Source organism: Mucilaginibacter koreensis, from assembly GCF_054783355.1.
The window spans coordinates 2,678,650-2,701,897 of the sequence record NZ_BAAGQS010000001.1 but is presented as its reverse complement, the minus strand read 5'-3'; the positions used below and the strand labels follow the sequence as shown (position 1 = coordinate 2,701,897).

The window sequence follows — 23,248 nt, the reverse complement described above, 5'->3', positions numbered from 1 at the left end:
TCGGTTGAGCGCTGTAAAATTCCTTTAATTTGGCTGGTTCGCTTGTTGCCACCATGTCCAAACGGATCTGCTGCAAAATGCGAGTGTATAAAAATTCGTGCCTTATCAGTTACTTCAGGCATTCATGTAAAGCTTCGAGATATTGCTTGCCAAATTTGAGGTCGGGTTCCAGATAATTCCCTTCAGCCCACTCATTCCATGATTTAAGAAATACAATTTTCTTTTCATCTTCATTATTCTCTATGATTGCAATGGCATCTCTTATGTGCTGACTAAAAAGATGCGGTGTAGAATTGGTTAATATCATAGAATTTATGCCAGAACGAGGTGAGTTATCCCAATTAGGTATCACACACGGAAAATGATCATATGGCAATTGTTTTTGTGTAATCAGGAAAGGTAAAATCTGCCTGTAGTTAAAAATATGAACTGGCCGGTTCAAAAGTTTCCGGTAAATTCGGGTTAATGCAGGGTGTTTTATAAATTGATTTTTCAATTTGTAAAACATTTTATGATTTGATACTGGTAAACCTTTATATAAATTGCCGATCATCACATGATTCACAGCATCGCAACCGTGCTGAGTTGGATCCCAGTCTTCGCTGCCTGTGTTAGCAACAATATATAAACCAGGTAATCCATTTTGATTAGCCAGCTTTCTGAAGGTTTCAGTGAATAATTTAATGTCTGGAATATCATTAGGCTCGTTGATGCAAAACAGCGGTTTATTATTTACTGTAATGTATCGCTCGTCTTTAAAAGCAGGGAGTAAATAGTTAAAAAAGTTTGTATAGTCCTCAACACCCGGATATTCTTGTTGAATTAATATTTTCTTGGGGCTTCCATGCCAAATGCCAGTCCATGAACCATTTGCCCAAGCCAAGCAAAAAGGGAAATCTGGACTTTTGCTGGCAAGTACTTCTGCAAAGGGTCTTTCAAGAATTGTTTTGCCGTTACCAAACCAGTAATGCCAATAGCAAAAACCTTCAATTCCGTAGGCTGCAGCCATTTTAGCCTGAGCTTCTCTGGTTTCAGCTAATCTGAGGTCATAAAAACCAAGCTCTGAGGGTATACGTGGCTGATCGTGTTTCTTAAAAAGTGGTTTAGCTTTGGCCACATTAGTCCACTCTGTAAATCCCGTGCCCCACCAACTGTTATTTTCAGGTATAGGATGAAACTGCGGAAGGTAAAAAGCAATAGCTCTGATATTACTTGAAGCCATAGATTACAGTTGTTTTTTTATTGGGACAAGCAATTGTATAAGAATAGGCGGAATGAATTGCTTTATGATCTTTTTTATCATTGAAGGCTGTTTGACTTCAGTGATAATTGGGGAGGCAATGCTATAGCGAAGTTGAAGGGTGTAATAATTTTCATCCAGCAGCTTTTGATTTCTCATCATACTTTTATCGTGCAGGCGAATATGAGTTAAGGCGCTGTTTGCATAAAAATGATGAAACTTATACCCCCCAATACTGCATCTGATATTAAAGTCCCAGTCTTCTAATGCTTTTAAAGATTCATCAAACAAGCCAATGCGTTCAAATACTGCTGAAGGATACAATGGTGCTGAAACTACAAAGGGATTCTTTTGCAATAAAAGTTCTTGCTGACTTTTATGATTATCATCTTCTTTAAGTTCTATGTGAGCAATAAAGTGTGAACGGCCGAGTATTTTTAAATCAGAAGGATCATTATCCTCAAAATAACGCATGCTTGAATAAACAATTGTTGATTCGGCTTCTGATACAGAATCATATACCTTCAAATTCTGCTCAAGCTTGTTTGGCTCCAATGTGTCATCTGCATCTAAAAGCTGAATATAGATGCCTGTGCTTGCCTTTATGCCATTGTTTCTTGCATTTGACAAGCCTCCGTTTTTTTGTTTAATGTATTTGAACCTGTTATCTGTAGTTAGATGATTTTGCACAATATGCTCTGAATCATCAGTGGAACCATCGTTAATAATAATGCATTCCCAATTAGTATAAGTTTGCCCGAGCACACTATTTAAACTTTCGCTCAAATACCTGCCCTGATTATAGCAAGGAACGATTATTGATATTAAGGGACTTTCTGTTTTATATGAATGCACTTATTATCTTAAAAGCTATTCGCTGCTGTAGGGGTACTGGTTTGAAGAGAATATATTTTAGCAAAAAAGCATAAAAACGTTTTCTTCTCAAACGTAAGAAGCTCATTATCATTAATAACGATTTTTGATGCAACTCTTTGTTAAACAATTGCATCTTAATTTTAACAATGATTGCTTTTTGCAGGTCAATGTCACTTGTTCTATAAAATATGTCTTCAATTGCACTATAAACAGCCAAACTTAAGTTGTTACTCAAATAAGTTGACTGCCTTGAATGTACCCTGTACTTAAACACCCTGTCGGTTGTAGATTTAAATACAGCGCTATTAATCAGCATTTTTAGCCAAAGGTGGTAATCTTCGGCGTTTTGTATCGCAATGCGTTCGTCAAAGGCACCGGCGGCAACAATAGCCGACTTTTTTGCCAACACAGATAATATGGGGATTTGATTTTGAGCAATAAAATCCGGGAAGTTTTTTATCGTCCAATTATTTTTCTCTACCACATCCATAGGGCTTAGCTTGTTGTCTTCAAGCATATAACCTTGACAGAACAGCAGGTCGATTTCGGGGTGGCTTAGTAATATATCCATCTGCAGTTGCAACTTCTCAGGCAACCAGATGTCATCTGCGTCAAGAAATGCGAGGTAGTTGCCTCTGCTGTTTGCTATAGCCAGGTTGCGCGCTGCACCCTGTTTTTTATTGGGTTGATAAAAGTAGCTTACCCTGTCATCGCTCAGGTACTTTGAGGCAACAGCCTGCGTATCATCAGCAGAGCCGTCATCAACAATGAGCAGTTCCCAATGCTGATAGGTTTGCTGCAACACACTTTCAATGGCCTCACTTATATATAAGGCTGCATTGAAAGCGGGCATCACAACAGATATCAAAGGCTGATCCATTGCTCGGGAACGATGTTTGAAGTTTGATTGCTGAACCATTTTTCAGGTGCAATCACTACTTTTTTAGGGTGTTTGCTTAACCAGGCGCCCCACCAGCTATAACTGCTGTTGGCAATAATATGGTGCCGGCAAAGCGTCATCAAATACATATCCACCCAGCTTTCGCGGCTATTGGCAGAAATAAAGCGGCCATGGTTAAAACATGATAAATGCTCATGGCACCAGTGAATATCATCAGAAAAAATGAAGTAGCTGGGCGATGTAATTTGCTGTTCAATAACGGCTGCTGCATCTTCATAATATTTAACAGGCAGTACGCCGTGATAAGCCCCCACTGCAGGCTTAAGATAATCACCACGACGAATGTGAACGCTTACCGGATTATGGCTGTCTTTAATTTCGTTTTCTAAAAGTGCATCCCGCTCATTTAAATGAGGGAATGTAAATTCCTCTGAAATGATATCTCTAATATGCCTGAAATACCGCTCATCCTGAAAGTAGCCATCTAAATATAAATTTGGTGGAGCGGAGCTTGTTAAAGAAGATAGGGGTGTCTCGTCGGTTGTAATGCTGGCTTTAGGTAATAATAAGCGCCTCATGCCATTCCAAAACCAGCTTTTGGCTGTAAAAATATCGTGGATGAAATTGTTGGCTATTGTGTAGGTAGCGTTTGAAAAAAGATTCAATTCAAACTTTCGCGGTGTAAAAGTGTCGGTAGCTTCGGTTTGTTGTGCTAAAAATGATAAATCAACATATACAGGTTGCCGGCCGCTTATGCCTTTTGCCGCAGCATACTGAAACATTTGATTACCCAGGCCACCTTGTAACTTAACAACAATCAATTTAAATACAGAGATTTTATTGAGCAGGTGAAATGCTGCCCGGTGCTGGCAAAGGTGAAATGGCTACGTCCATGGGGTTGAGTAACAGCCCCACATTTTGCAGTCTGATGATAGATGGGTTTAGTTCTGGCGCTGCAACATCATTAATTGTAAAGCTGATCACGTTCTCTACATAATGAAAGGTTCTTTCTTCTATAGAAAGCCCCAAATTAATTGTATACCCTCCGGGCGATAAAATGAGCTGATTATTGGAAAACAGGGCTTCGTAATTACCGGCTTCTAAATCGCGTTTTTTACTCCAGGTGGTTACCAGCGGCAGGTCGGTATGGGTAACCAGGCCAATGGCAGTTATAAAATTGGTGGATGCTTTATTTAGCTTAAAAAAAACACGCACCTGCCACTCACCACCCACATTTACCTGATTGGAAATATTGCCGTCTGTATCTTCAATTTGAATTTTATAGGCATAACAGGGCAAAATTTCAGCATCCTGTGGTAGCGGGATGTGAATCACTGCTTCTTTCTGCTGCTCAATTCTGAGGTAATTGTCTATTGCTGAATGTGCAGAACCTATAAAATTCACATTGCCTTTTTCTAAAACAATGCCGGTTTTACACAACTTTCTTACTGCTTCTAAATTATGACTTACAAAAAGCACAGTTCTGCCTTCCCCCTTGCTTACCTCATTCATTTTGCCAAGGCACTTCTTCTGAAACTCGGTGTCTCCTACGGCCAGCACTTCATCCACAATCAATATTTCGCTCTCTAAGTAGGCAGCCACAGCAAAGGCCAGGCGTACATACATACCCGATGAATAACGTTTAACCGGAGTGTCAATATAGCGCTCTACGCCAGAAAAGTCTACAATTTCGTCAAACTTCCGCTTCAGTTCGGCTTTGCGCATACCCAGTATAGCGCCGTTAAGAAATATGTTTTCACGGCCGCTAAGTTCGGGGTGAAAGCCTGTGCCTACTTCAAGCAAACTGGCAATACGCCCTTTTACTTTTAAAGAACCTGTAGTAGGAGCGGTTACCCGGCTTAATATTTTTAATAAAGTACTTTTACCGGCACCGTTTCTTCCTATTATTCCTACCGCATCGCCCTGTTCAATATCGAAGCTGACATCCTTAAGGCTCCAGATAATATCGCTTTCTCCTTTTACCGTACGATCATTGGTTTCACCAATTTTAATAAACGGATCTTCCTTACCCCGTATTTTCGACCAATACCTTTCCAAATCGCGGGATAGGGTACCTGTACCAAAATACCCAAGTTGATAGGCTTTCGACAAGTTTTCAACTTTTATTACTTGAGGCATGTACGGGGTTTGTTATTGCTTATCGGGCATGGCTTCGCCGCGTAAATCACAATTTTGTGGCTAACTTATTATGTGTCAGCACTTTTATAATGCTGCTGAATAAGGGATATTAAATCTCTAAGTTAACCCTTTTTGTGAAATGTTGAAAGAAGTTTATTAATAACCGGCTGTGGTTTACCTGGTTATTGCAGACAGTTGCCTGATGATTTATAATAACAAATTTGCCATATCAAGGCATTAAATTTTACTGAATGATTCTCCGTTTACAGAAGCACAGGTTGTAAGATAGCAGCCAGGCAACAAACTGGCATGGCAACTTAGACATTATACAAAGAGGGATAGCGCCTATGTTATGTTAAGTTAATTAAGCATAAACATAAGCAACAATACGCGTGAGTTGACAGTCCGTTTTTTTATCTGATGGATACTCAGGGTTAATCTATATGTCAAATCGCGTAATCTAAATTTACGTAAAAAGGAATAAGTCAACATTAGTGCAACATTTGTGTTACACCAACATATTCACATGAAATCTTGTCAACTTTAATCGTTAAAACAAAAGTCATTAACAAGTGCGCCGGTTGAAAACTTACAAACTTCTGTTAGCCATTGCAGCAATATTATTTATTGCCAAGCCTTTCGTGGGGTTTAGTGTTTATGACAGGCTCGGTGATGGTGCTCAGGAAAACAGTTTGATGGCCAAAGTTTTTGCTAAACGTAAACCCGAGTTTTTAGAAGAAGCTACTGCCAAATCTATTTCAATTCGGGCACAGTTAAGAGACAAAGCCAAACAATTTACCTTTAGCTTTCAGGCACTTTTAATTTACCTGTTCCCCTTACTTTTCGTTTTAAACGGTAATAGATTTAGACGCCATTACCAGCAATGGCAAACCTGTGTCCATACGCGGCCCCTTTATTTGCTTACCCGGCAGCTTACAATCTGAACTTCTTTTCTTTCAAACCCAGGCGATAGCCTGATGTAGCTTACAGTTTCGCTGTAAATTAATTTTTCATTTCCTCAAAAATCTTACTAATGCCACGTTTTAAACATGGTTGGTGCCTGGCATTCTTGCTATTGGTTACCGGTACCATATATGCGCAAGCGCCAGCTAATTATATTTCATTAAAAGCACTGCTTGTCCAGGTTGCTAAAAATGCGCCTACCCTGGGTACAGATTCTACCATTATCCTCATCAAAGAAGCCCAGGCGCAGGAAACAGCCCATAACTGGCTGCCTAATTTAAAGTTAAATTACCAGGCTAACCTGGGTACCAACAATAACGTAGGTGGCCCCTATTTCAGCTACGGTATAGTGCCCTCCAACAACCGGGGTGTGCGCGATGAAAGCAATACTACCGCCGTGCTGGCCAATTTGGGCATAGCGGCATTTGATATGGAACTTTACAATTTTGGAGCTTACAAAGCGCAAAACAAAGTAGCCCAGGCAGATATTGCCTTACAGCAACGGCAATTTGCCACATCAAAATATAACCTTCAGGCGTATGCCATTGATAATTACCTGCAGTTGCTCCGATTGCAGGAGTTTCTTACAGTACAGCAAAGAAACATAGATCGAAACACAGAAATCAGGCGGTCTATACGTGCGCTGGCCCGTAGCGGTATCAGAGCGGGTGTGGATACCAGTATTGCAGAAGCCGAGCTGTCCAAATCACGCCTCAATTATATTGAACTGAAAAATCAGGCAAAGCAAATCCAACTTAAGCTGTCTGCCGTGAGTGGTCTGCCTTATGAAAACATCATGCCCGATACTACTTCAGAAACACGGTTATTCAGCCAGTCAGCAGAACACCGCCTGTTTTATGCAGATACGTTGAACCATCCGGTTATTCGATACTATCAATCATTGTACAACAATAGCCTGCAGCGCGAAGATTTGGTAAAGAAAAGCTATAACCCTAAAATATTATTACAGGCAGCCGCCTGGGGCAGGGCGGCCAGCCTGGATGCCAATAACGGTTTCACCAGCCTGCATAACGGCTGGGGCTTTCAGCGGGAGAATTATTTAGTTGGAGTGGGGATTACTTATAATTTGTTTGATTTAAAGCGCAGGCAGTTAAAGTTAAATACCCAAAAGGTAAACACCCAGTATGCGCTTGCCAAATTAAATGAACAGAAAGTTTTACTGGCGGCCAGCGCAACTCAGGCCGATGCCAATGTGGCTACCGCCATGGAGCGCCTGCAGGAAATACCCCGGCAACTTAAAGCGGCCAATGCGGCTTACCGGCAAAAGTTCTCTTTATACAAAAGCGGTTTAACCGATGTAATAGAGCTTAACGCAGCGTTAAGCCTGCTTTACAGGGCAGAGGTAGATTTAATATCTGCCAAATACGGCTATATGGAGGCCCTTTTCCAAAAAGCGGTGACCGAGAACCAAGTAAACACAGTTATCAACCTTTTAAATTAAATACAGATATGTCCATGGTTACCTCTGCACTGAAAAGGCCGGTTACTACGGTGATCATCACCATCAGTTTACTTATCTTTTCGGTACTCAGTGCAATAAAAATACCTATTGATATTTTTCCGCAGCTCAATATGCCTACCATGTATGTAATTGAGTCATACGGCGGGATGTCGCCACAGCAAATGGAAGGATTCTTTTCTACGCGTTTGCAAGATCAGTTTTTGTATGTAAACGGTATCAAATCCATTACCAGTAAAAACATCCAGGGTTTAACCTTATTAAAGCTCAGCTTTTACGAAGGAACAGATATGGGCGAAGCTTCGGCCCAGGTAGCTTTGCAGGTGAACCGGGCCATGAAGTTTTTTCCGCCCGGAGCCCTGCCGCCACAAGTGCTTCGGTTTGATGCTTCATCACTGCCTGTAGGCCAATTGGTGCTATCTTCTAAAACCAGAAGCCTGAAGGATATTTACGATTTGGCTACCACGCGGGTTAGGCCAATGTTTTCATCAGTAGCCGGCCTCTCGGCGCCACCGCCATTCGGTGCCAACTCCCGGTCGGTTATTATCAATGTAGATCCAAGCAAATTGCGCAGTTACAACCTTACGCCCGATGAAGTGGTGGGCGCACTGGCCAAGTACAATGTGATGTCGCCATCAGGAAATCTGCGTATGGACAATACCATGTATGTAACCACCATGAACTCCCTGATTGGCCAGGTAGAAGACTTTGGCAACATACCGGTGGTTACCAAAAACGGCAACCCGGTATTTGTAAAAGATGTGGCCCGTGTGTCAGACGGTGCTGATGTCACCGTTAGCTATGCGCTGATTAATGGCAAACGCTCGGTATATATACCGGCCGTTAAAACTGCCGATGCTTCGACCTGGGCCGTAGTGCAGGCCCTGAAAAGTAAGCTGCCTGATATTCAAAGCCTGTTGCCCGACGATGTTAAAGTATCTTACGAGTTTGACCAGTCGGTATTTGTAATTAACGCCGTAAAAAGCTTGCTTACCGAGGGGGGGCTGGGTGCTTTACTTACCGGTCTGATGGTGCTGCTCTTTTTGCGCGACTGGCGCAGCAGTTTAATTGTGGTAATCACCATTCCGGTATCTATTCTGATTGGTGTAATGCTATTGGGCTTCTTCGGTCAAACCATTAACATCATGACGCTGAGCGGGCTGGCCTTGGCCATTGGTATATTAGTTGACCAGGCCACGGTAACCATTGAAAATATACACCAGCACTTGGAAATGGGCAAAAGTAAAAAGCTGGCTATCTTTGATGCCTGCGAGGAGATCTCATTTCCATTACTGCTCATTTTGCTCTGTATACTGGCCGTATTTGCGCCATCATTTATGATGACGGGGGTGCCTAAAGCCATGTTCCTGCCGCTTTCGCTGGCTATTGGCTTAACCATGATTGTCTCTTACATTATTGCACAAACCTTAGTGCCCATATTGAGTAACTGGATGATTAAGGCGGAACAATACCAGCATTACCATCATGACCAACTGCATGCCCATGCCGGCGAAACATTGGACAACCAGGAGGAGAAACAAGTAAAGAACCATCTCAGGGAAGAAACTCAACACCCGGAAGGCAATGACTTTTTTGAACGCATTAAATTGCGTTTTATGAATGTGCTTAACAAATGGATGCCCAACAAAAAATGGATTGTGCCGGCATACCTGTTGGGCGTACTGGCCTTGGCTTTGGTGGGGTTTATCATTATTGGTAAAGATATGATGCCCAAACTTAATAACGGGCAGTTCCAAATACGGATAAAAGAACCAGACGGAACCCGTTTGGAACGTACAGAAGCCAAGTTGAAACAGGTGCTGCAAATTATTGACAGTACCTCTGATCATCATGTGGCTATCAGTTCTGGTTATGTGGGATTGATACCCAGCAGTTACGGGGTAAGTAACCTGTATGTATTCAATACAGGCACGCACGAGGCTATACTGCAAGTTAATTTAGATGCCGAATATCATGTGAACATGGATGATTTCAAAGAAGCCCTGCGCAAGAACATTGCCTACGCGTTGCCTGAACTCCGGGTGACTTTTGAACCTATTGACATGACTGAAAAAATCATGAGTCAGGGAGCGGCAACACCAATAGAGGTAACTGTTGCGGGTAAGGATATGGATCAGATTGAGGCATATAGCAACAAACTAGTGGATAAATTGAAACAGGTCCCTTACTTGCGCGATGTGCAAATCAATCAGCCACTGAAGTTTCCGGTAGTAAAAATCACTTTAGACCGGCTTAAACTTGCCCAAATGGGTTTAACTGTAAGTGAAATTTCCCGTTCGGTTACCGCAAGTACCTCATCCAGCCGCTTTTCAGAAAAAAACCAGTGGTTAGATGAAAAAGCCTCCAACACCTACCAGGTGCAGGTGCAAATTCCGGAATATGTAATGAATAATATGGATGAAATTCGTGAAATTCCATTGGTTAAAGGGCAAAGCAGCCCTGTATTAGACGACGTAGCCGATTTCAAAACTGTTTACGTTCCGGGCGAGTATGACCGCATGGGGCCACGCAGGTACCTGACGGTGAGCGCAAACATCCATCACAAAGATTTAGGTACAGCTACCTCAGCAGTACAGAAAGCAGTAAAATCATTAGGTGTGCCTCCGAAAGGCATTGTCACACAGGTGCAGGGTATGTCGAGTTTATTAACCGATACCTTGTCCAGCTTACAAAATGGGTTGTTATTTGCCATCCTGGTTATTTTTCTGTTGCTGGCAGCTAATTACCAGTCGGTTAAATTGTCGCTTACGGTATTGTCTACCGTACCTGCGGTGGTATTAGGTTCTATCACAGCTTTGCTGATTACCGGTTCCACCCTAAACCTGCAGAGCTATATGGGCATGATTATGTCGGTAGGGGTATCGGTGGCCAATGCCATATTAATTGTAACCAATGCCGAAAAATTACGGCTCGATTATCAGGATGCCACCCGTGCAGCCGTAACCAGCGCCTCCATCCGTTTACGCCCTATTTTGATGACCAGTTTGGCCATGATTGCAGGGATGATCCCTATGGCTTCAGGCTTGGGAGAAGCAGGCGAACAATCAGCCCCACTGGGCAGAGCTGTAATTGGAGGGCTGTTTGCCTCTACCATTGCCGCCCTGTTTATTTTACCATTGATATTTGCCTGGGTGCAAAATAAGACTACATATAGTTCACCCTCTCTGATGCCTGAAAAACCAACCGAAGACCTCATTTTAATTGAAGAATAAAAATCATGAAACGTATATTCACTATAACTATTTCAGCCTTATTGTTTACCCTATACAGTTGTTCGGGCCCGGAAAAGCCGGTTGATTTAACAGCAAAAAAAGCAGATGCCGAAAGTAAATTTGAAATCGGTACAGTATCTGAAAAAGCCATGTTAAGCTATGTGCGGTTGCCCGGGCAGCTTAAGCCGTTTAACGAGGTAAACATCTTTGCCAAAATCAACAGCTTTATAAAGCAGATTTATGTAGACCGGGGCTCAATTGTACACAAAGGCCAGTTGTTGGCGGTATTAGAAGCGCCAGAAATGGCATCGCAGGCGCAATCTGCACAGGCCAGGTATTTGCAGGCGCAGGAAACTGCAAATGCCAGCCGCGAAAAGTACCGCAGGCTGAAAGAGGCTGCCAAAGAAGAAGGGGCCGTATCGCCGCTCGATCTGGATAATGCTTTATCTAAAATGAAGGCCGATGAGGCTGTGGCATTATCTGAAAAATCAAATGCCACCTCGGTGAGCGATGTGCAGGATTACCTCCGTATCCGCGCACCGTTTGACGGCACTATTGTGCAGCGCAATGTTTCGGCCGGAGCCTTGGTGGGCCCGGGCAAATCTACAGACCAGCCGATGCTGGTGTTACAGGATACACGCAAGCTGCGGTTGGAGGTAATGATACCTGAAAATTATGTAGATAAAGTTGATTTGCAACAGCCGGTATCGTTTGTTTTCAATGCATTGCCAGGGCAGGAGAACAAAGCGCGTATCAGCCGATCTTCCAATGCTTTAGGTTCCCAACGCTCTGAAGCCATTGAGGTGGATGTACCCAACGGAAATCAGCTGTTGAAGCCGGGGATGTATGGCGAGGTAAAGATACCGCTTCTGTTAGGTTCTAAGTCTTTGTTAGTACCCAATAGTGCGATCATCAGGTCAACAGAAAGGCAATACGTAGTTAAAGTGATTAATGGGAAAGCTGTGTACGCTGACGTAAAAGAAGGCATAGCCGGCGAGCAGTCCACAGAAGTTTTCGGTAACCTTAAAGCAGGTGACCGGATTGTGCTACATGCCGGGGAGGAGTTAAAAGAGGGGCAAATTATTAAATAACAACCGTAACTAAAGGTTAAACATTAGGAAGCAGATACCAGAGTAAAAGTAAACTAACCAGTACAATAGCGGCTGTAAGTAACATTGACAGTCCGAATGACGGGTAATAGGCGTTGTTGAGTAATTGCTTCTCGATATGACGATAACGCAGATAACCCAAAAGAGCAATAGCAGCGCCAATGGCAACAAGGGTAATGCCGATGGCAGCAGAAAACCCCTTGCTGGGCAGCACAATCTGGTCTGTAATTGCAAACGAAAGCTGCTTAACAAATAAAGAGAATTTAACTACTACAAAGCCAAAACCCATTAGTGCAATACTTGTCCGTATCCAGGCCAGAAAGGTTCGCTCATTGGCTAAGTGGTCGCTTACATTGGTTACTGCTTCCTGCTTGTTTACATGTTCACTCATTTTTGCTATGGCTTAACTCATTAGGGTAAACACTGAACAGCGTAAACTGATTCAAATATTTATCTAACAGCAGGTAAATACAAGTGTTTGATTTCAAATTGCTGATGTTAATTTATAATGGTTAGCTTTAAACAGGTACAAGGTTAAACTTATAAGTTGTTGTATGATAATCATAACTTGTGGTTATGATTAATAAGAAGTTGTGATGAAAATACAGCGCTTTAAGCCAGTACTTTTGGAATGTTAATTCAAAAGCACTATCAGTAAATGGAAAATCATCAGCAAGCAAAAGAGGGCGTAAAGTCTTGGGTTAAAATAACCAGATATGTAATTTTCTTAACGCTGCTTTTGGTTGCCTGTATGGTTGCCATTGCTTTTCTGCTTACCAAAAACCCGGAAAATACTTTAGCTGTTAATTCAGGGCTTCGGATATTGCCTCCATCCTCGGGCAATAGTAACCAAACCGTTGCGTCATTAACATCCCCGCAAAAACAGGTGGCTGACTGGAAAGCCCCGGATGAAAGCGTAATTCCTGCCGGCAACGAAGGCAAGATGATTGCATACGGCCGGAACCTGATTGCCCATACCAGTTTATATCTCGGCCCTAAGGGGATGGTGGCGCAAATTTCGAATGGAATGAATTGCCAGAACTGCCATCTGGATGCAGGTACAAAATTTTGGGGGAACAACTATGCTGCCGTTTTTTCTACCTATCCTAAATTCCGGGCACGTTCCGGAACAAAAGAAACAATAGTGAAACGAGTTTCCGACTGCTTTGAAAGAAGCCTTAACGGTAATGCACCAGATAGCACGGGCAAAGAAATGAAAGCTATAGTGGCCTATATGAAGTTCTTAGGCGCAAATGTGAAAAAAGGAACTACTCCAAACGGAGCAGGATTGGAGAAACTACCTTACCTCAACAGGGCTGCCAATGCTGCAAAAGGCGCTATACTGTACCAGGCCAAATGCGTTACCTGCCATGGCACTAACGGAGAAGGTACATGGGCTGCAGATAAAAAGTCATACACCTATCCGCCGCTATGGGGCGGGCACAGTTATAATGACGGAGCTGGCTTGTACCGCATATCAAATTTTGCAGGTTACATCAAAAATAATATGCCCTATGGCGCTTCTTACCAGAACCCACAGTTAACCAATGAAGAAGCCTGGGATATTGCAGCTTTTGTTAACTCCCAGCCCCGGCCTCACAAAAATCAGCAGCATGACTGGAAAGATATCAGTAAAAAACCGGTTGATTTTCCCTTTGGCCCATATGCTGACCGCTTTAGTGAGAAGCAGCATAAATACGGCCCCTTTCAACCTATAAAAGCAGCTCATAAAAAATCATAATCTATTAATCATCAATTCTCAAAATCATGAAAAAGTTAATTCAGGCACTTGCCATTGTAACCGCCATGCTGGTGTTCAAACCCGCCATTGCACAAACCACTAATCCTGCCGCGTTTACCGGTGCTCAGCCAAAGTTGAAATCATACAATGCGCTGTACATTATCAATTCCAATGATGAAAAAAGGATCAGGGCTACTCTTCGTAACCTGAATAATGCGCTGGAAGATCCTAGGCTGAAAGGCAAGCTTCATGTCGAGCTGATTGCTTTCGGAGATGGCGTAGCAACTTACCAGAAAACCGGCCCTTTCGAACAAACGCTTAAAGACCTGCAAGCCAAAGGTGTGATACTGGCACAATGCAGCAACACAGTTAAAGAACGTAATATTGATAAAGGCACACTGTTCGATTTTATATCTTATGTGCCCAGTGGCAACGGAGAAATTATTTTGCGCCAGTACGAAGGCTGGGCCACTGTTCATCCTTAACATGGGGGGGAATTTTATAAGTTTTACTCAATAACCACTAATCATGTTATTTTCAAAAAAAGCATTGTTTACGGCATTAAGCGTTGTTGTACTGGCGGGGTCTGCTGCTCAGGCACAAAGCCATCGTTTCGACCCGCCGTGGAACACGCCGCCTGAAAGCAAAGTACAATTTACCGTATACGGCGTTGATAACGTACCAGACCTTTTTGGCGATATTAATGACCCGCAGTTGGTTGTATTCTTCGCCGGTAACCAATTTATGTGCATTGACGAACTGATAGGTGCTTTTAAGAAGAACTATCCTCAGTATCAGCGCGTATTTTCCGAAACCCTGCCGCCGGGCATACTGGCCAAACAAATTAAAAACGGCAGTATAGTAATAGGTAATATGCGCATTACCCTTAAACCCGATGTTTACACTGCCGGGAAAAGCAAAATTGATCAGATGCCTGAATATTTTACCGAAACTAAGCTATATGCTAAAAACCGGCTGGCTATCATGACCAGAAAAGATAATCCTAAAAACATAAAGGGCTTGAAAGATTTAGGGCGTAGCGATGTTCGGGTAAGTATGCCAAACCCTGCCTGGGAGGGCGTAGGGCAGCGCATTGAAGAAGCCTACCGTAAAGTCGGTGGAGAAGAGCTCGATCGCGCCATTATGCAAACCAAGGTAAAAGATAGTACTACTTACTTAACACAAATTCATCACCGGGAAACGCCTATGCGTATTTTGTATAATGAAAGCGATGCTGCGCCGGTATGGTATACAGAAGCGTATTACCAGAAAATGGTTAATCATCCGGTAGAACTAATAGAAATACCTGAAAGTGAAAACATACAGGCACAGTATGTTGCCGGACTGATGAAAGCAGCGCCGCACAAACAAGCTGCGAAAGATTTTATGAACTTTTTGGTAAGCGCACAAGCAAAAGCTATCTATAAAAAATATGGGTTCATTACAGAGTAATAGCTTAGAAAGAAACCTTAATACTAAATTAGCTAAAGCACTACAGAATGTTTGATTTCAGATTGCAGGTCTTTCATACAGTTGCCAAGCGGCTCAGTTTTACCAGGGCCGCCGAAGAGCTCCATATTACGCAACCTGCAGTAACTAAACATATACGTGAATTGGAGCTCCACTACAAAACTTCGCTTATTGAGCGAAGCGGTAACCGGAAGGTTAGTCTTACGCCAGCCGGGCAAACGTTGCTCAGCTATGCAGATCAGTTATGGCAAACTTACAAAGAGCTTGAATTTGATATGAATGCTGTGCGTAACCAGCATAGCGGTACACTACGTATAGGTGCCAGCACTACAATTGCGCAATACATACTTCCATCTGTTTTGGCAGCATTTCATCATAAGTTTAACGACGTGAAAGTGGTGCTGACCACAGGGAATTCCGAGCAGATAGAAGAAGCCTTAATTAATAAAGAAATAGATTTAGGTATAATTGAGGGCAGGGCACGGCAACCGCAAATTAATTATCAAAAGTTTGCAGATGATGAATTGGTATTGGTGAGCCGCACAATAAATGTTAAACTTAAAAAGGAAACATTAAAGCTTGAGGAACTGAAAAATTATCCGATAGTGCTTCGCGAGCATGGTTCAGGTACATTGGATTTTATAGTTTATGAGTTGAAGCAGCAGGGTATACGGCTGTCAGATTTACAAGTGGAAATGCAGTTAGGCAGTACCGAAAGCATAAAATTATACCTGTTAAACAGTAACTGCCTGGCATTTTTATCTGTTCATGCCATTGTTAGAGAACTCAGATCCGGCGAGTGCCGTATTGTAGATGTAAAAGGCCTTTCTATTACCAGAGCTTTTAATTTTATTCAGTTACAAGGGCATCCTCTGCCTTTAGCTGAATTGTTTGTTCGGTTTGCTTCTAAACATTAAACTACACTTGCGGTAGAATTAAAGGTGCGTACTGTATTCGGGGGTAACCTTCATATAAATAAGGAGTCATAACAGTAAGGTTGCGTGCAAAAAGAGGCTGCATACAGCCTCTTAATCATTCCCCGCATCTTTACTCACGGATGCTTGTAGGATCTTTAAGTGTCATCTCAGCAATTTCATCTTTGCGTTTAAAAGCAACACCAGGATGCTTCTGCATATACTTGATCAGTTCCGTTGCAGCTCTAACCATCTGCGGTGTGCCGCTAACCCGGTCATGAAATGTTACGGAAAGTTGTCTGCGCCGTGTTGCCGACTCTTCGTAAAGCTGGTCGAAATCCATTTTCACCTGTGTGATAAACTGGTCGGGCGAAAAGTTCCATAAATCAATCATGCCCAAATCATTATTGCGTATGGTATATGGAACCACCGCAAAATCTTTTTGGTTCACCTTGATGATGAAGGGCTCGTCGCGGCTCAGGTCATCAATGTGGTAAATGCACCCCAATTCCTGTAAAATTTTTAGGGTGTTTTCACTACGGCGCAAAAAGTTAGCATTGTAACCAACCGCTGTTTTTCCGGTTATTTTTTTAATCGTGTCCAATCCCTCTTTGATGAATTTTTTCTCTTCCTCATAAGACATGTCGTATTCATCTTTCCAGGTCATGCCATGGCCCGAGGCTTCATGGCCGCGGTCCACAATTTCTTTAGCCAAAGCCGGGTTTCTTAATACAGCGGAACCCACCATGTGTGAAGTAACCTTGATGCCTAATTTGTCCCAGTTATCCAGCATGCGCGGTATACCTTCTTTATATCCATATTCATACCAGGTGGTTGCTGGTAAATCTTTATAACCCGGTTTCATATTGGGAGGAAAAGGGCTTGGTGCGTTATCCGGCTGGCCGCCTGCCTCAAACAGCATGGTAGCAGAAACTACCAGCCTTGAGCCGTCTGCCCATTTTGATCGTGCGGGTGTATAGGTAGTTTTATCTGTCTTTTCAGCCATCGCTATATGATTTGCACCAATAATACCAGCTGCTGATAGCAGGCCGGTTTGCTTAATGAAACTTCTTCTGTCTGTCATAACGGTAATGTTTACGAGTGTATCTGATATAAATTTGATTGAAATGAACGCTTATCAAGCAACGCTGTTCTTGAACACGAACAGCGTTGACTTTAATCTGCAGATTAATAAAGGCCTTTGTTAAAGTTGGCAATGGCTGCTTTTGGGTCGGCGAAATAATCAGCATATTGCCGGCCGGCCTCACCAACAAATATTTCATACCGGTCTTCCAGGATGCCATTGTAAATATCCTCAGCTGCTACTGCCGGTGGCAAGCCATACTGCTCTCCACCCATACCTTTGGTAGCATCAGTGTTGATAAGTGAAGGCATTACCTCAAAAATTTTGATGTTGGTATCTGTTGAAAGCGTTAAACGCAGAGCTACAGAATGCGAATGCAGAGCTGTCTTTGCATCAGAATAGGTAGGTAAAACCACCAGCGGATGGAACGCTACATTGGAAGTAATATTCACTATAGCTGCTTCGGGCTGTTTTTTAAACAGTGGCAACAGCGCTTCAATCAGCCGAACCGGGGCAAAATAGTTGGTTTCAAATTCCTGCCTTGATTTATCAACGGCATTGGCGCCTTCGCCCAGCTTATAAACGAATCCTACTCCGGCATTATTAATCAGTACGCTCAGGTCACTGTAATTAGCTTCCAGCTTTGCAACCAGACTTTTAACCGAATCCGCATCGGTAACATCACTAACAATGTACTCAATACCTAATTCTTTGGCTGCTTTGTCTAATTTTTCAGCATTACGGCCAGAGATAATTACTCTGTTGCCTTTTTCGCTTAAAAGTTTTGCTGTTGCATAACCAATTCCTGAACCGCCGCCGGTTATCAATACTGTTTTCTTTGTAATGTTCATGATTTCTATTTTTTAAATTATTATTCTTAAATTTGCTTGCGATTTGCAAGTAAACAAAGGTAAGATATTATACTTGCTATTTGCAAGTATAATTTAACATATTAATGTCATGAAAGAAATTCAGCAGCGATCAAATTGTCCGGTATCATACTCATTAGATTATATAGGCGACAAATGGGTATTGTTAATATTAAGAGATTTGATATTCACTAACAAAGCTACTTATGGGGAGTTTTTAACTTCTGAAGAGAAGATAGCTACCAACATTCTTGCCGACCGGCTTAAGTTGTTACAAGCGAACGGGTTCATTAAATCTACCGTTTCACTTGAAAAGAAAAACAAATTTATTTATAGCCTTACCGAAAAAGGTATTGACTTGATTCCGGCCATTGTCGAACTGATGATCTGGGGTTCGAAATACAATCCTCCGGGTGCAGAAAATCTCATTGAAAAATTAAAGAATGAAAAAGAGAGTACAATTGCCTACTATACACAACGGGCAAGGGAACGAGCTATAGCAAAGGCGCCGGATAGCGAACCTGAATAGCTATCAAGATAAATTTACAGCTACTTTGAAGCCGCAAAATGCCGCGCTCAACAACAAAAATGCCGTGTACACGGCATTTTTGTTTTCTGCAAGCAGATGAATGTGGTAATTAGCTACCGGGAATTTATAAAACGAGCATGAAAAAGTTTCTTTTAATTTCGGGAGCAGTAGTATTTGTGATGCTTGTTGGCTTACAATTTTTCCGGCCGCATATTGATCATCCGCCGGTAACAGGAGATTTGCAGGCGCCGGCCAACGTTAAGGCGATATTGGTAAAAGCCTGCTACGACTGCCACTCCAACCAAACGCATTTACGCTGGTATGATAAGATACAACCTGTATACTGGCAGGTAGCCGAGCACGTGCGCGAAGGGCGGAAAGGCTTAAATTTCTCGAACTGGGACAAGCTATCGCCGGCAGACAGAAAAGGGAAACTTTGGGAAGCCGTCAACCAAATTGAGCAAGGTGCGATGCCAATAAAAAGCTACGCATTTGTGCACACTGATGCCAAAATTTCCATGCAGGATCTCAGCATACTGAAAAATTACCTGACGGGAATGGTACATGAAATGCCCAATGATACCGCAAAAATAAATACGCGGAACAAGCAACTGCGGGCAGCCTCAGTAAAGTTGCCACCGCAACCGCCCGTTGCTTTAAATGGCATTACCTACATCCCCGACTATAAGAACTGGCAGGTAATCAGTACCTCTGACCGGTTTGATAACGGAACCATGCGTGTAATATATGGAAATGATATTGCCATAAAAGCTGTTAAAGAACATCATATTAACCCATGGCCAAACGGGGCTGTTTTTGCTAAAGCCGCGTGGGATAAAATAGAGGATAGCCATGGAAACGTGACTACGGGTGCATTTAAGCAGGTGGAATTTATGATTAAAAATACTGAAAAATACAGATCAACCAACGGTTGGGGCTTTGCAAGGTTTAAAACACCTAAACTGAAGCCATATGGCAAAGATGTAATGTTTACCACTGAGTGTATTAACTGCCATAAACCTATGCAGGCAAATGATCTGGTGTTCACCTTTCCAATCAAAAATTAATTATGAAGCCGATATTTCTTTTACTCGTCAGTGCCATTTTTATATGGGTAGGTTGCAAATCATCAACAGATCCTGATCAGTTGATAAATCAAAAGGCATCATTGCCGCAAACTTTCAAGTTATCTGAACTGCACCAAAAAGTAATTACCACCTTTATTAACAACAGGAACCATACCACCTGTTTGCTGTACGGCAATAATAAAGCATATATGGCTGCAAGTGCTGCTCCCAGGATTGAAGCGCCCGGCGAATCATTTACTTTGGTAACCTGGCAGCAGCAGAATGATGAACACTGGTTTGGCGCACGTATACCAGGTAACCTGGTTTCGGCCGAAACTTTAACACTAACCGGTAAGGATAATGCTCCGGCTTATCAATATCAGAAATTTTCTGGCCAGGATTTGGTTAAATTTGCAGATACTACCGGAAATACAGACCGGATTAGATATATACTATTGCAAAAGGCATCAATCACACCATGATTTTTGGAAGGTACATACAAGGAGAAAATTCAAGGGCATTTATCATTTCGCAGAAGGTAATCTGGCTATCAGCCCTGTTTATGGGCATTTTAGCTTCCATTCCAAAAATTTTGCAGTTGCAGGTAAGCTTAGGCGAGGTAATTGCTGACTGCATCATTGCCTTTTTTTATTCGTTGTATGTGTGGTTTTATAACCTGTATACCTTGCCTAAATATGCAAATCAAGCCATTACAACCCGCTTTTTTGGCGCAAGGCTCATCAGAAGTTTGCTGCTGGGGTTCTTGGTGATGGGAATACTGGTAATAGTAAACCAGTTAATGTTCAATGACCGCTTGATTGGCTCCATGATACTCATGTACCAATTCAGGGGCGTTTTAATTAACCTTACTATATACATGTTCTTATACCTGCTGTATCAAAGTTATATTAACAGGGTAATTGCCATAGAACTGGAGCGTACCAAAGCCGATCATCTCGAAGCCCGGTATGAGTTGTTGAAACAACAGGTGAACCCTCATTTTTTATTCAATAGCCTGAATACTTTGAAATCAATGGTGGAAATGGGCGATGACAACTCGGCCGATTTTATTGTAAAGTTATCAGACTTTTACCGTTTTTCATTGGAGAGCCGCCAAAAGAACGTTGTGCCGATGCAAGAGGAACTCAAGATGCTGAAAGCCTATTTTTATCTTATACAAGCAAGGTTTGAAGATGGTGTTTCTTTGTGTATAGATATTTCGCCCGAGCACCAAAAGATGATGATTCCTGTTTTTACCTTGCAACTATTGGTTGAAAATGCAGTTAAACACAATATCATATCTATAGACCAACCTTTGAATATTAAACTGACCTCGTTAGGTAACTGGCTGGTGGTACAAAACAATCTGCAGCCTAAAAGTATTCCTGAGCCTTCTACAAAAATTGGCCTGGAAAATATTAATCAGCGTTACCTGCACTTAACAGGCCAGCCAATAGAGGTCATATCAGACGGCCATTCTTTCACCATAAAGCTTCCGGTAAATGAATATCCTGGTTGTTGAAGATGAATTAAAGACTGCAAGGGCGTTGATCAGGCTCATTGCCTCTATCAAACCAGATAGCCATATAGCCGGACCATTACAGCGGGTGTCATCAACTGTTGAATACCTGTCATCACATCCTTCACCCGATTTGATTTTTATGGATATTCAGCTTGCTGATGGATTATCGTTCGAAATTTTTGAGAAAATAGAAATAGATGTACCGGTTATCTTTTGTACCGCCTTTGATGAATACGCTCTCGAAGCTTTCAGGGCTAACGGTATAGCTTATATTTTAAAACCGTTTTCTGAAGATGCAATTAAAGCAGCTTTTACAAAATTGGAAAAAATCAGTAACGCCATCGGAAGTAAGCAGGTGCCATCAGAAATGATCAGGCAATTGCTTCAAATCAATCAAGCGGGCATAGGTAAGCAAAGCTTTCTGGTATACAAATACGGCAAATACACCACGGTTGCTGTAACTCATATTGCTTACTTTTTTGTAAGAAATGAGCAAACTACTCTGGTAACTTTTGAAGGCGAAATGTTTACGCTTAATCAGTCGCTTGACGAAACTACAAACCAGTTAGATCCCAAAAGCTTTTTTAAACTTAACCGGCAGTACCTTATCAGCTTTAAAGCTATTAAAGAAGTAGAGCACTACTTTGCCCGCAAACTGCTTGTTAAACTTATAGTAGAAACGGAAGAAAAGCTTCTAGTTGGTAAAGATAAAACGTCCTCCTTTTTGCAGTGGTTGGAAGAACGCTAACTTGTGGCGATGCCTGTTCACTGTAAAATGAAAAAACAGAGGTGCCCGTATCAACTACAACCGTCCGATTGTAGTTAATGCGGGCACCTCGCTTATTATCTGATCATTGCATCAAGCAGAGCCGGATCTAATCCCACTGCCTGATAATGCTTGCGCGCAATGTCTAAAATGGTAAAGCCGTCATCATAGGCCAGCATACTGCCGTTGGTAACTTGGTCTATATAAATAAAGCCTCCGGTAACCACAAATAGAATCATCGCAGGTTCTTTTGCTGTTGGTTCTACTACCAAAGTATGAGCCTCGCCGGCGGGTTCGTAAATAAATGTACCTGGTTTAGCCGCCCACTCATGTTCCAGGTAATGCCAATTACCTCTTAAGGTGTAGCCAATTACCGAAGTTGAATGAAAATGTGGTGGCATTTGCGCACCTGGGTCAGCGCGCAGGATGACGATAAACCCACCATTGCTCAAATTAAACTGGCAGGGCTGAAAAGCAACGCCCGGCCCGAAGGGCACCCAAAGGCGTTCATCATCTAAATTAGTGTCTACTGTATAGTCGGTTACCTGGCGCTGCCCTGGTAATAAACCGTCTGTAAAAAAACCGAATTGTTGAACTGGCATATTTGTGTTATTATGGGCCTGCCATTGAATATTGCTTCAATACCTGCGCTTGCCCGGGTTTATAAATTCTATTAGTGATTAAATTTATTTATAGCTGCTGAAAGCGCGTCTTCAATGTTTTTACCGCCAACCTGCTGAAACCGGATTATCCCTTCCGGATCGATCACCATTGAAGTAGGATAAGTGTTGACATGATATAGCTCGCTCACTGTTTTAGCTTTTGGTAGCAGCGTATAGTTAAATGGGTGATTTTTAAGAAAGTGGTTTATGGCTTTTGCATCGTCAAGGCCCGGTGCCAAAAACACAACATTGTTGTTTGTATAGCTTTTTTCTAACTTATTGAGTTCAGGCATTTCTTGTACACAACCTGTACATGTAGTAAACCAAAAGTTAAGCACAACCGTCTTGCCTTTTAATGCAGAAAGCTTCCACTGTTTGCCTTTTACGTCGGTTAAAGTAAAATCAGGAGCTGGTTTATTCAAAAGCAATTTTAAGGTCGCGTCTTGTTCTGCCCTTTCTTTAAGATATTCATCCGTCATGGGTGAAATAACCACTATTTCAGGATGTGCTGTATTATGGTTCATTAAAAAGCCCCGGCTACCCCAGGCTTTATTTACGCTGTCCAATTGATGTTCACTTACGATTTTGCCATCCGGCAGCTTGTATTGAACCTGATTAGTCTGCTGGGCACGCACCGATAGCGAAAGAGCGAGAAGCATAATGCTGCTTAAATATTTTTTCAT

The 23,248-nt window shown here is 42.2% G+C and carries 23 protein-coding genes; 13 read left to right on the top strand and 10 right to left on the bottom strand.

Going from position 1 to position 23,248, the window contains the following annotated elements:
- Positions 1-109 precede the first annotated feature (109 nt).
- From ACYVNW_RS12245 to ACYVNW_RS12225, 5 genes are read right to left on the bottom strand one after another with little or no spacing between them, the layout of a single operon-like run.
- Entirely contained in the window at positions 110-1,222 is a 1,113-nt protein-coding gene (locus tag ACYVNW_RS12245; RefSeq protein WP_460680156.1) for a glycosyltransferase WbsX family protein, read from the bottom strand.
- 3 nt (positions 1,223-1,225) lie between these two features.
- Entirely contained in the window at positions 1,226-2,095 is an 870-nt protein-coding gene (locus ACYVNW_RS12240; protein ID WP_460680155.1) for a glycosyltransferase family 2 protein, read from the bottom strand.
- Positions 2,082-2,996, bottom strand: a complete 915-nt coding sequence (locus ACYVNW_RS12235) for a glycosyltransferase family 2 protein (RefSeq protein WP_460680154.1) — start codon at positions 2,994-2,996, stop codon at positions 2,082-2,084. The genes ACYVNW_RS12240 and ACYVNW_RS12235 overlap by 14 nt, the downstream gene beginning before the upstream one ends.
- Positions 2,981-3,838 carry an alpha-1,2-fucosyltransferase gene (locus ACYVNW_RS12230; protein ID WP_460680153.1) on the bottom strand — a complete coding sequence of 286 codons (858 nt, stop codon included), beginning with the start codon at positions 3,836-3,838 and terminating at the stop codon, positions 2,981-2,983. Before ACYVNW_RS12230 ends, ACYVNW_RS12235 begins: the two co-directional genes overlap by 16 nt.
- A gap of 16 nt (positions 3,839-3,854) precedes the next feature.
- Positions 3,855-5,156, bottom strand: a complete 1,302-nt coding sequence (locus tag ACYVNW_RS12225; RefSeq protein WP_460680152.1) for an ABC transporter ATP-binding protein — start codon at positions 5,154-5,156, stop codon at positions 3,855-3,857.
- Between the two features lie 581 nt (positions 5,157-5,737).
- On the opposite strand from ACYVNW_RS12225, the gene ACYVNW_RS12220 reads away from it, so the two are divergent.
- The 4 genes from ACYVNW_RS12220 (at position 5,738) to ACYVNW_RS12205 (ending at position 11,923) form a co-directional block, all read left to right on the top strand.
- Complete coding sequence (locus ACYVNW_RS12220; protein ID WP_460680151.1) at positions 5,738-6,100, top strand: hypothetical protein; 363 nt, start codon at positions 5,738-5,740, stop codon at positions 6,098-6,100.
- An 89-nt stretch (positions 6,101-6,189) separates the two neighbouring features.
- On the top strand, positions 6,190-7,581 hold the full coding sequence (locus ACYVNW_RS12215; protein ID WP_460680150.1) for a TolC family protein: 1,392 nt from the start codon (positions 6,190-6,192) through the stop codon (positions 7,579-7,581).
- A gap of 8 nt (positions 7,582-7,589) precedes the next feature.
- Positions 7,590-10,832, top strand: a complete 3,243-nt coding sequence (locus tag ACYVNW_RS12210) for an efflux RND transporter permease subunit (protein ID WP_460680149.1) — start codon at positions 7,590-7,592, stop codon at positions 10,830-10,832.
- Positions 10,833-10,837: 5 nt separating this feature from the next.
- Positions 10,838-11,923, top strand: a complete 1,086-nt coding sequence (locus tag ACYVNW_RS12205) for an efflux RND transporter periplasmic adaptor subunit (protein WP_460680148.1) — start codon at positions 10,838-10,840, stop codon at positions 11,921-11,923.
- A gap of 16 nt (positions 11,924-11,939) precedes the next feature.
- On the opposite strand, the gene ACYVNW_RS12200 is transcribed toward ACYVNW_RS12205, so the two are convergent.
- Complete coding sequence (locus ACYVNW_RS12200) at positions 11,940-12,332, bottom strand: YidH family protein (RefSeq protein WP_460680147.1); 393 nt, start codon at positions 12,330-12,332, stop codon at positions 11,940-11,942.
- 267 nt (positions 12,333-12,599) lie between these two features.
- Here ACYVNW_RS12200 and ACYVNW_RS12195 point away from each other — a divergent pair, with 267 nt between their 5' ends.
- Genes ACYVNW_RS12195 through ACYVNW_RS12180 form a run of 4 tightly spaced genes read left to right on the top strand, consistent with a single transcriptional unit; the run spans position 12,600 to position 16,069 of the window.
- Entirely contained in the window at positions 12,600-13,682 is a 1,083-nt protein-coding gene (locus ACYVNW_RS12195) for a c-type cytochrome (protein ID WP_460680146.1), read from the top strand.
- Positions 13,683-13,708: 26 nt separating this feature from the next.
- A complete protein-coding gene (locus tag ACYVNW_RS12190) occupies positions 13,709-14,167 on the top strand; it encodes a DsrE family protein (protein WP_460680145.1) in 459 nt (152 codons plus the stop codon).
- A 43-nt stretch (positions 14,168-14,210) separates the two neighbouring features.
- Positions 14,211-15,134 carry a molybdate ABC transporter substrate-binding protein gene (locus ACYVNW_RS12185; RefSeq protein WP_460680144.1) on the top strand — a complete coding sequence of 308 codons (924 nt, stop codon included), beginning with the start codon at positions 14,211-14,213 and terminating at the stop codon, positions 15,132-15,134.
- 47 nt (positions 15,135-15,181) lie between these two features.
- The gene (locus ACYVNW_RS12180; RefSeq protein WP_460680143.1) at positions 15,182-16,069 is read left to right on the top strand and encodes a LysR substrate-binding domain-containing protein; all 888 of its coding nucleotides are present in this window, start codon (positions 15,182-15,184) and stop codon (positions 16,067-16,069) included.
- 130 nt (positions 16,070-16,199) lie between these two features.
- Here the strand turns inward: ACYVNW_RS12180 and ACYVNW_RS12175 are convergent, their stop codons facing one another.
- Entirely contained in the window at positions 16,200-17,150 is a 951-nt protein-coding gene (locus tag ACYVNW_RS12175; RefSeq protein ID WP_460680142.1) for a polysaccharide deacetylase family protein, read from the bottom strand.
- Positions 17,151-17,254: 104 nt separating this feature from the next.
- A complete protein-coding gene (locus tag ACYVNW_RS12170; RefSeq protein ID WP_460680141.1) occupies positions 17,255-18,001 on the bottom strand; it encodes an SDR family oxidoreductase in 747 nt (248 codons plus the stop codon).
- 109 nt (positions 18,002-18,110) lie between these two features.
- On the opposite strand from ACYVNW_RS12170, the gene ACYVNW_RS12165 reads away from it, so the two are divergent.
- The 5 genes from ACYVNW_RS12165 to ACYVNW_RS12145 all read left to right on the top strand — a co-directional run bounded on the left by ACYVNW_RS12165 (position 18,111) and on the right by ACYVNW_RS12145 (position 21,885).
- Entirely contained in the window at positions 18,111-18,548 is a 438-nt protein-coding gene (locus tag ACYVNW_RS12165; RefSeq protein ID WP_460680140.1) for a winged helix-turn-helix transcriptional regulator, read from the top strand.
- Between the two features lie 137 nt (positions 18,549-18,685).
- Positions 18,686-19,615 carry a heme-binding domain-containing protein gene (locus ACYVNW_RS12160; protein ID WP_460680139.1) on the top strand — a complete coding sequence of 310 codons (930 nt, stop codon included), beginning with the start codon at positions 18,686-18,688 and terminating at the stop codon, positions 19,613-19,615.
- Positions 19,616-19,617: 2 nt separating this feature from the next.
- Positions 19,618-20,097, top strand: a complete 480-nt coding sequence (locus ACYVNW_RS12155) for a hypothetical protein (RefSeq protein WP_460680138.1) — start codon at positions 19,618-19,620, stop codon at positions 20,095-20,097.
- Positions 20,094-21,137 (top strand): sensor histidine kinase, encoded by a 1,044-nt coding sequence (locus tag ACYVNW_RS12150; protein WP_460680137.1) that lies wholly within the window; start codon positions 20,094-20,096, stop codon positions 21,135-21,137. Before ACYVNW_RS12155 ends, ACYVNW_RS12150 begins: the two co-directional genes overlap by 4 nt.
- The gene (locus ACYVNW_RS12145; protein ID WP_460680136.1) at positions 21,118-21,885 is read left to right on the top strand and encodes a LytR/AlgR family response regulator transcription factor; all 768 of its coding nucleotides are present in this window, start codon (positions 21,118-21,120) and stop codon (positions 21,883-21,885) included. The genes ACYVNW_RS12150 and ACYVNW_RS12145 overlap by 20 nt, the downstream gene beginning before the upstream one ends.
- Positions 21,886-21,980: 95 nt before the next feature.
- On the opposite strand, the gene ACYVNW_RS12140 is transcribed toward ACYVNW_RS12145, so the two are convergent.
- Together ACYVNW_RS12140 and ACYVNW_RS12135 are read right to left on the bottom strand one after the other, a co-directional pair.
- The gene (locus tag ACYVNW_RS12140) at positions 21,981-22,505 is read right to left on the bottom strand and encodes a 2,4'-dihydroxyacetophenone dioxygenase family protein (RefSeq protein WP_460680135.1); all 525 of its coding nucleotides are present in this window, start codon (positions 22,503-22,505) and stop codon (positions 21,981-21,983) included.
- Between the two features lie 71 nt (positions 22,506-22,576).
- Positions 22,577-23,248, bottom strand: coding sequence for a peroxiredoxin family protein (locus ACYVNW_RS12135; protein WP_460680134.1), 672 nt, complete (start codon positions 23,246-23,248; stop codon positions 22,577-22,579).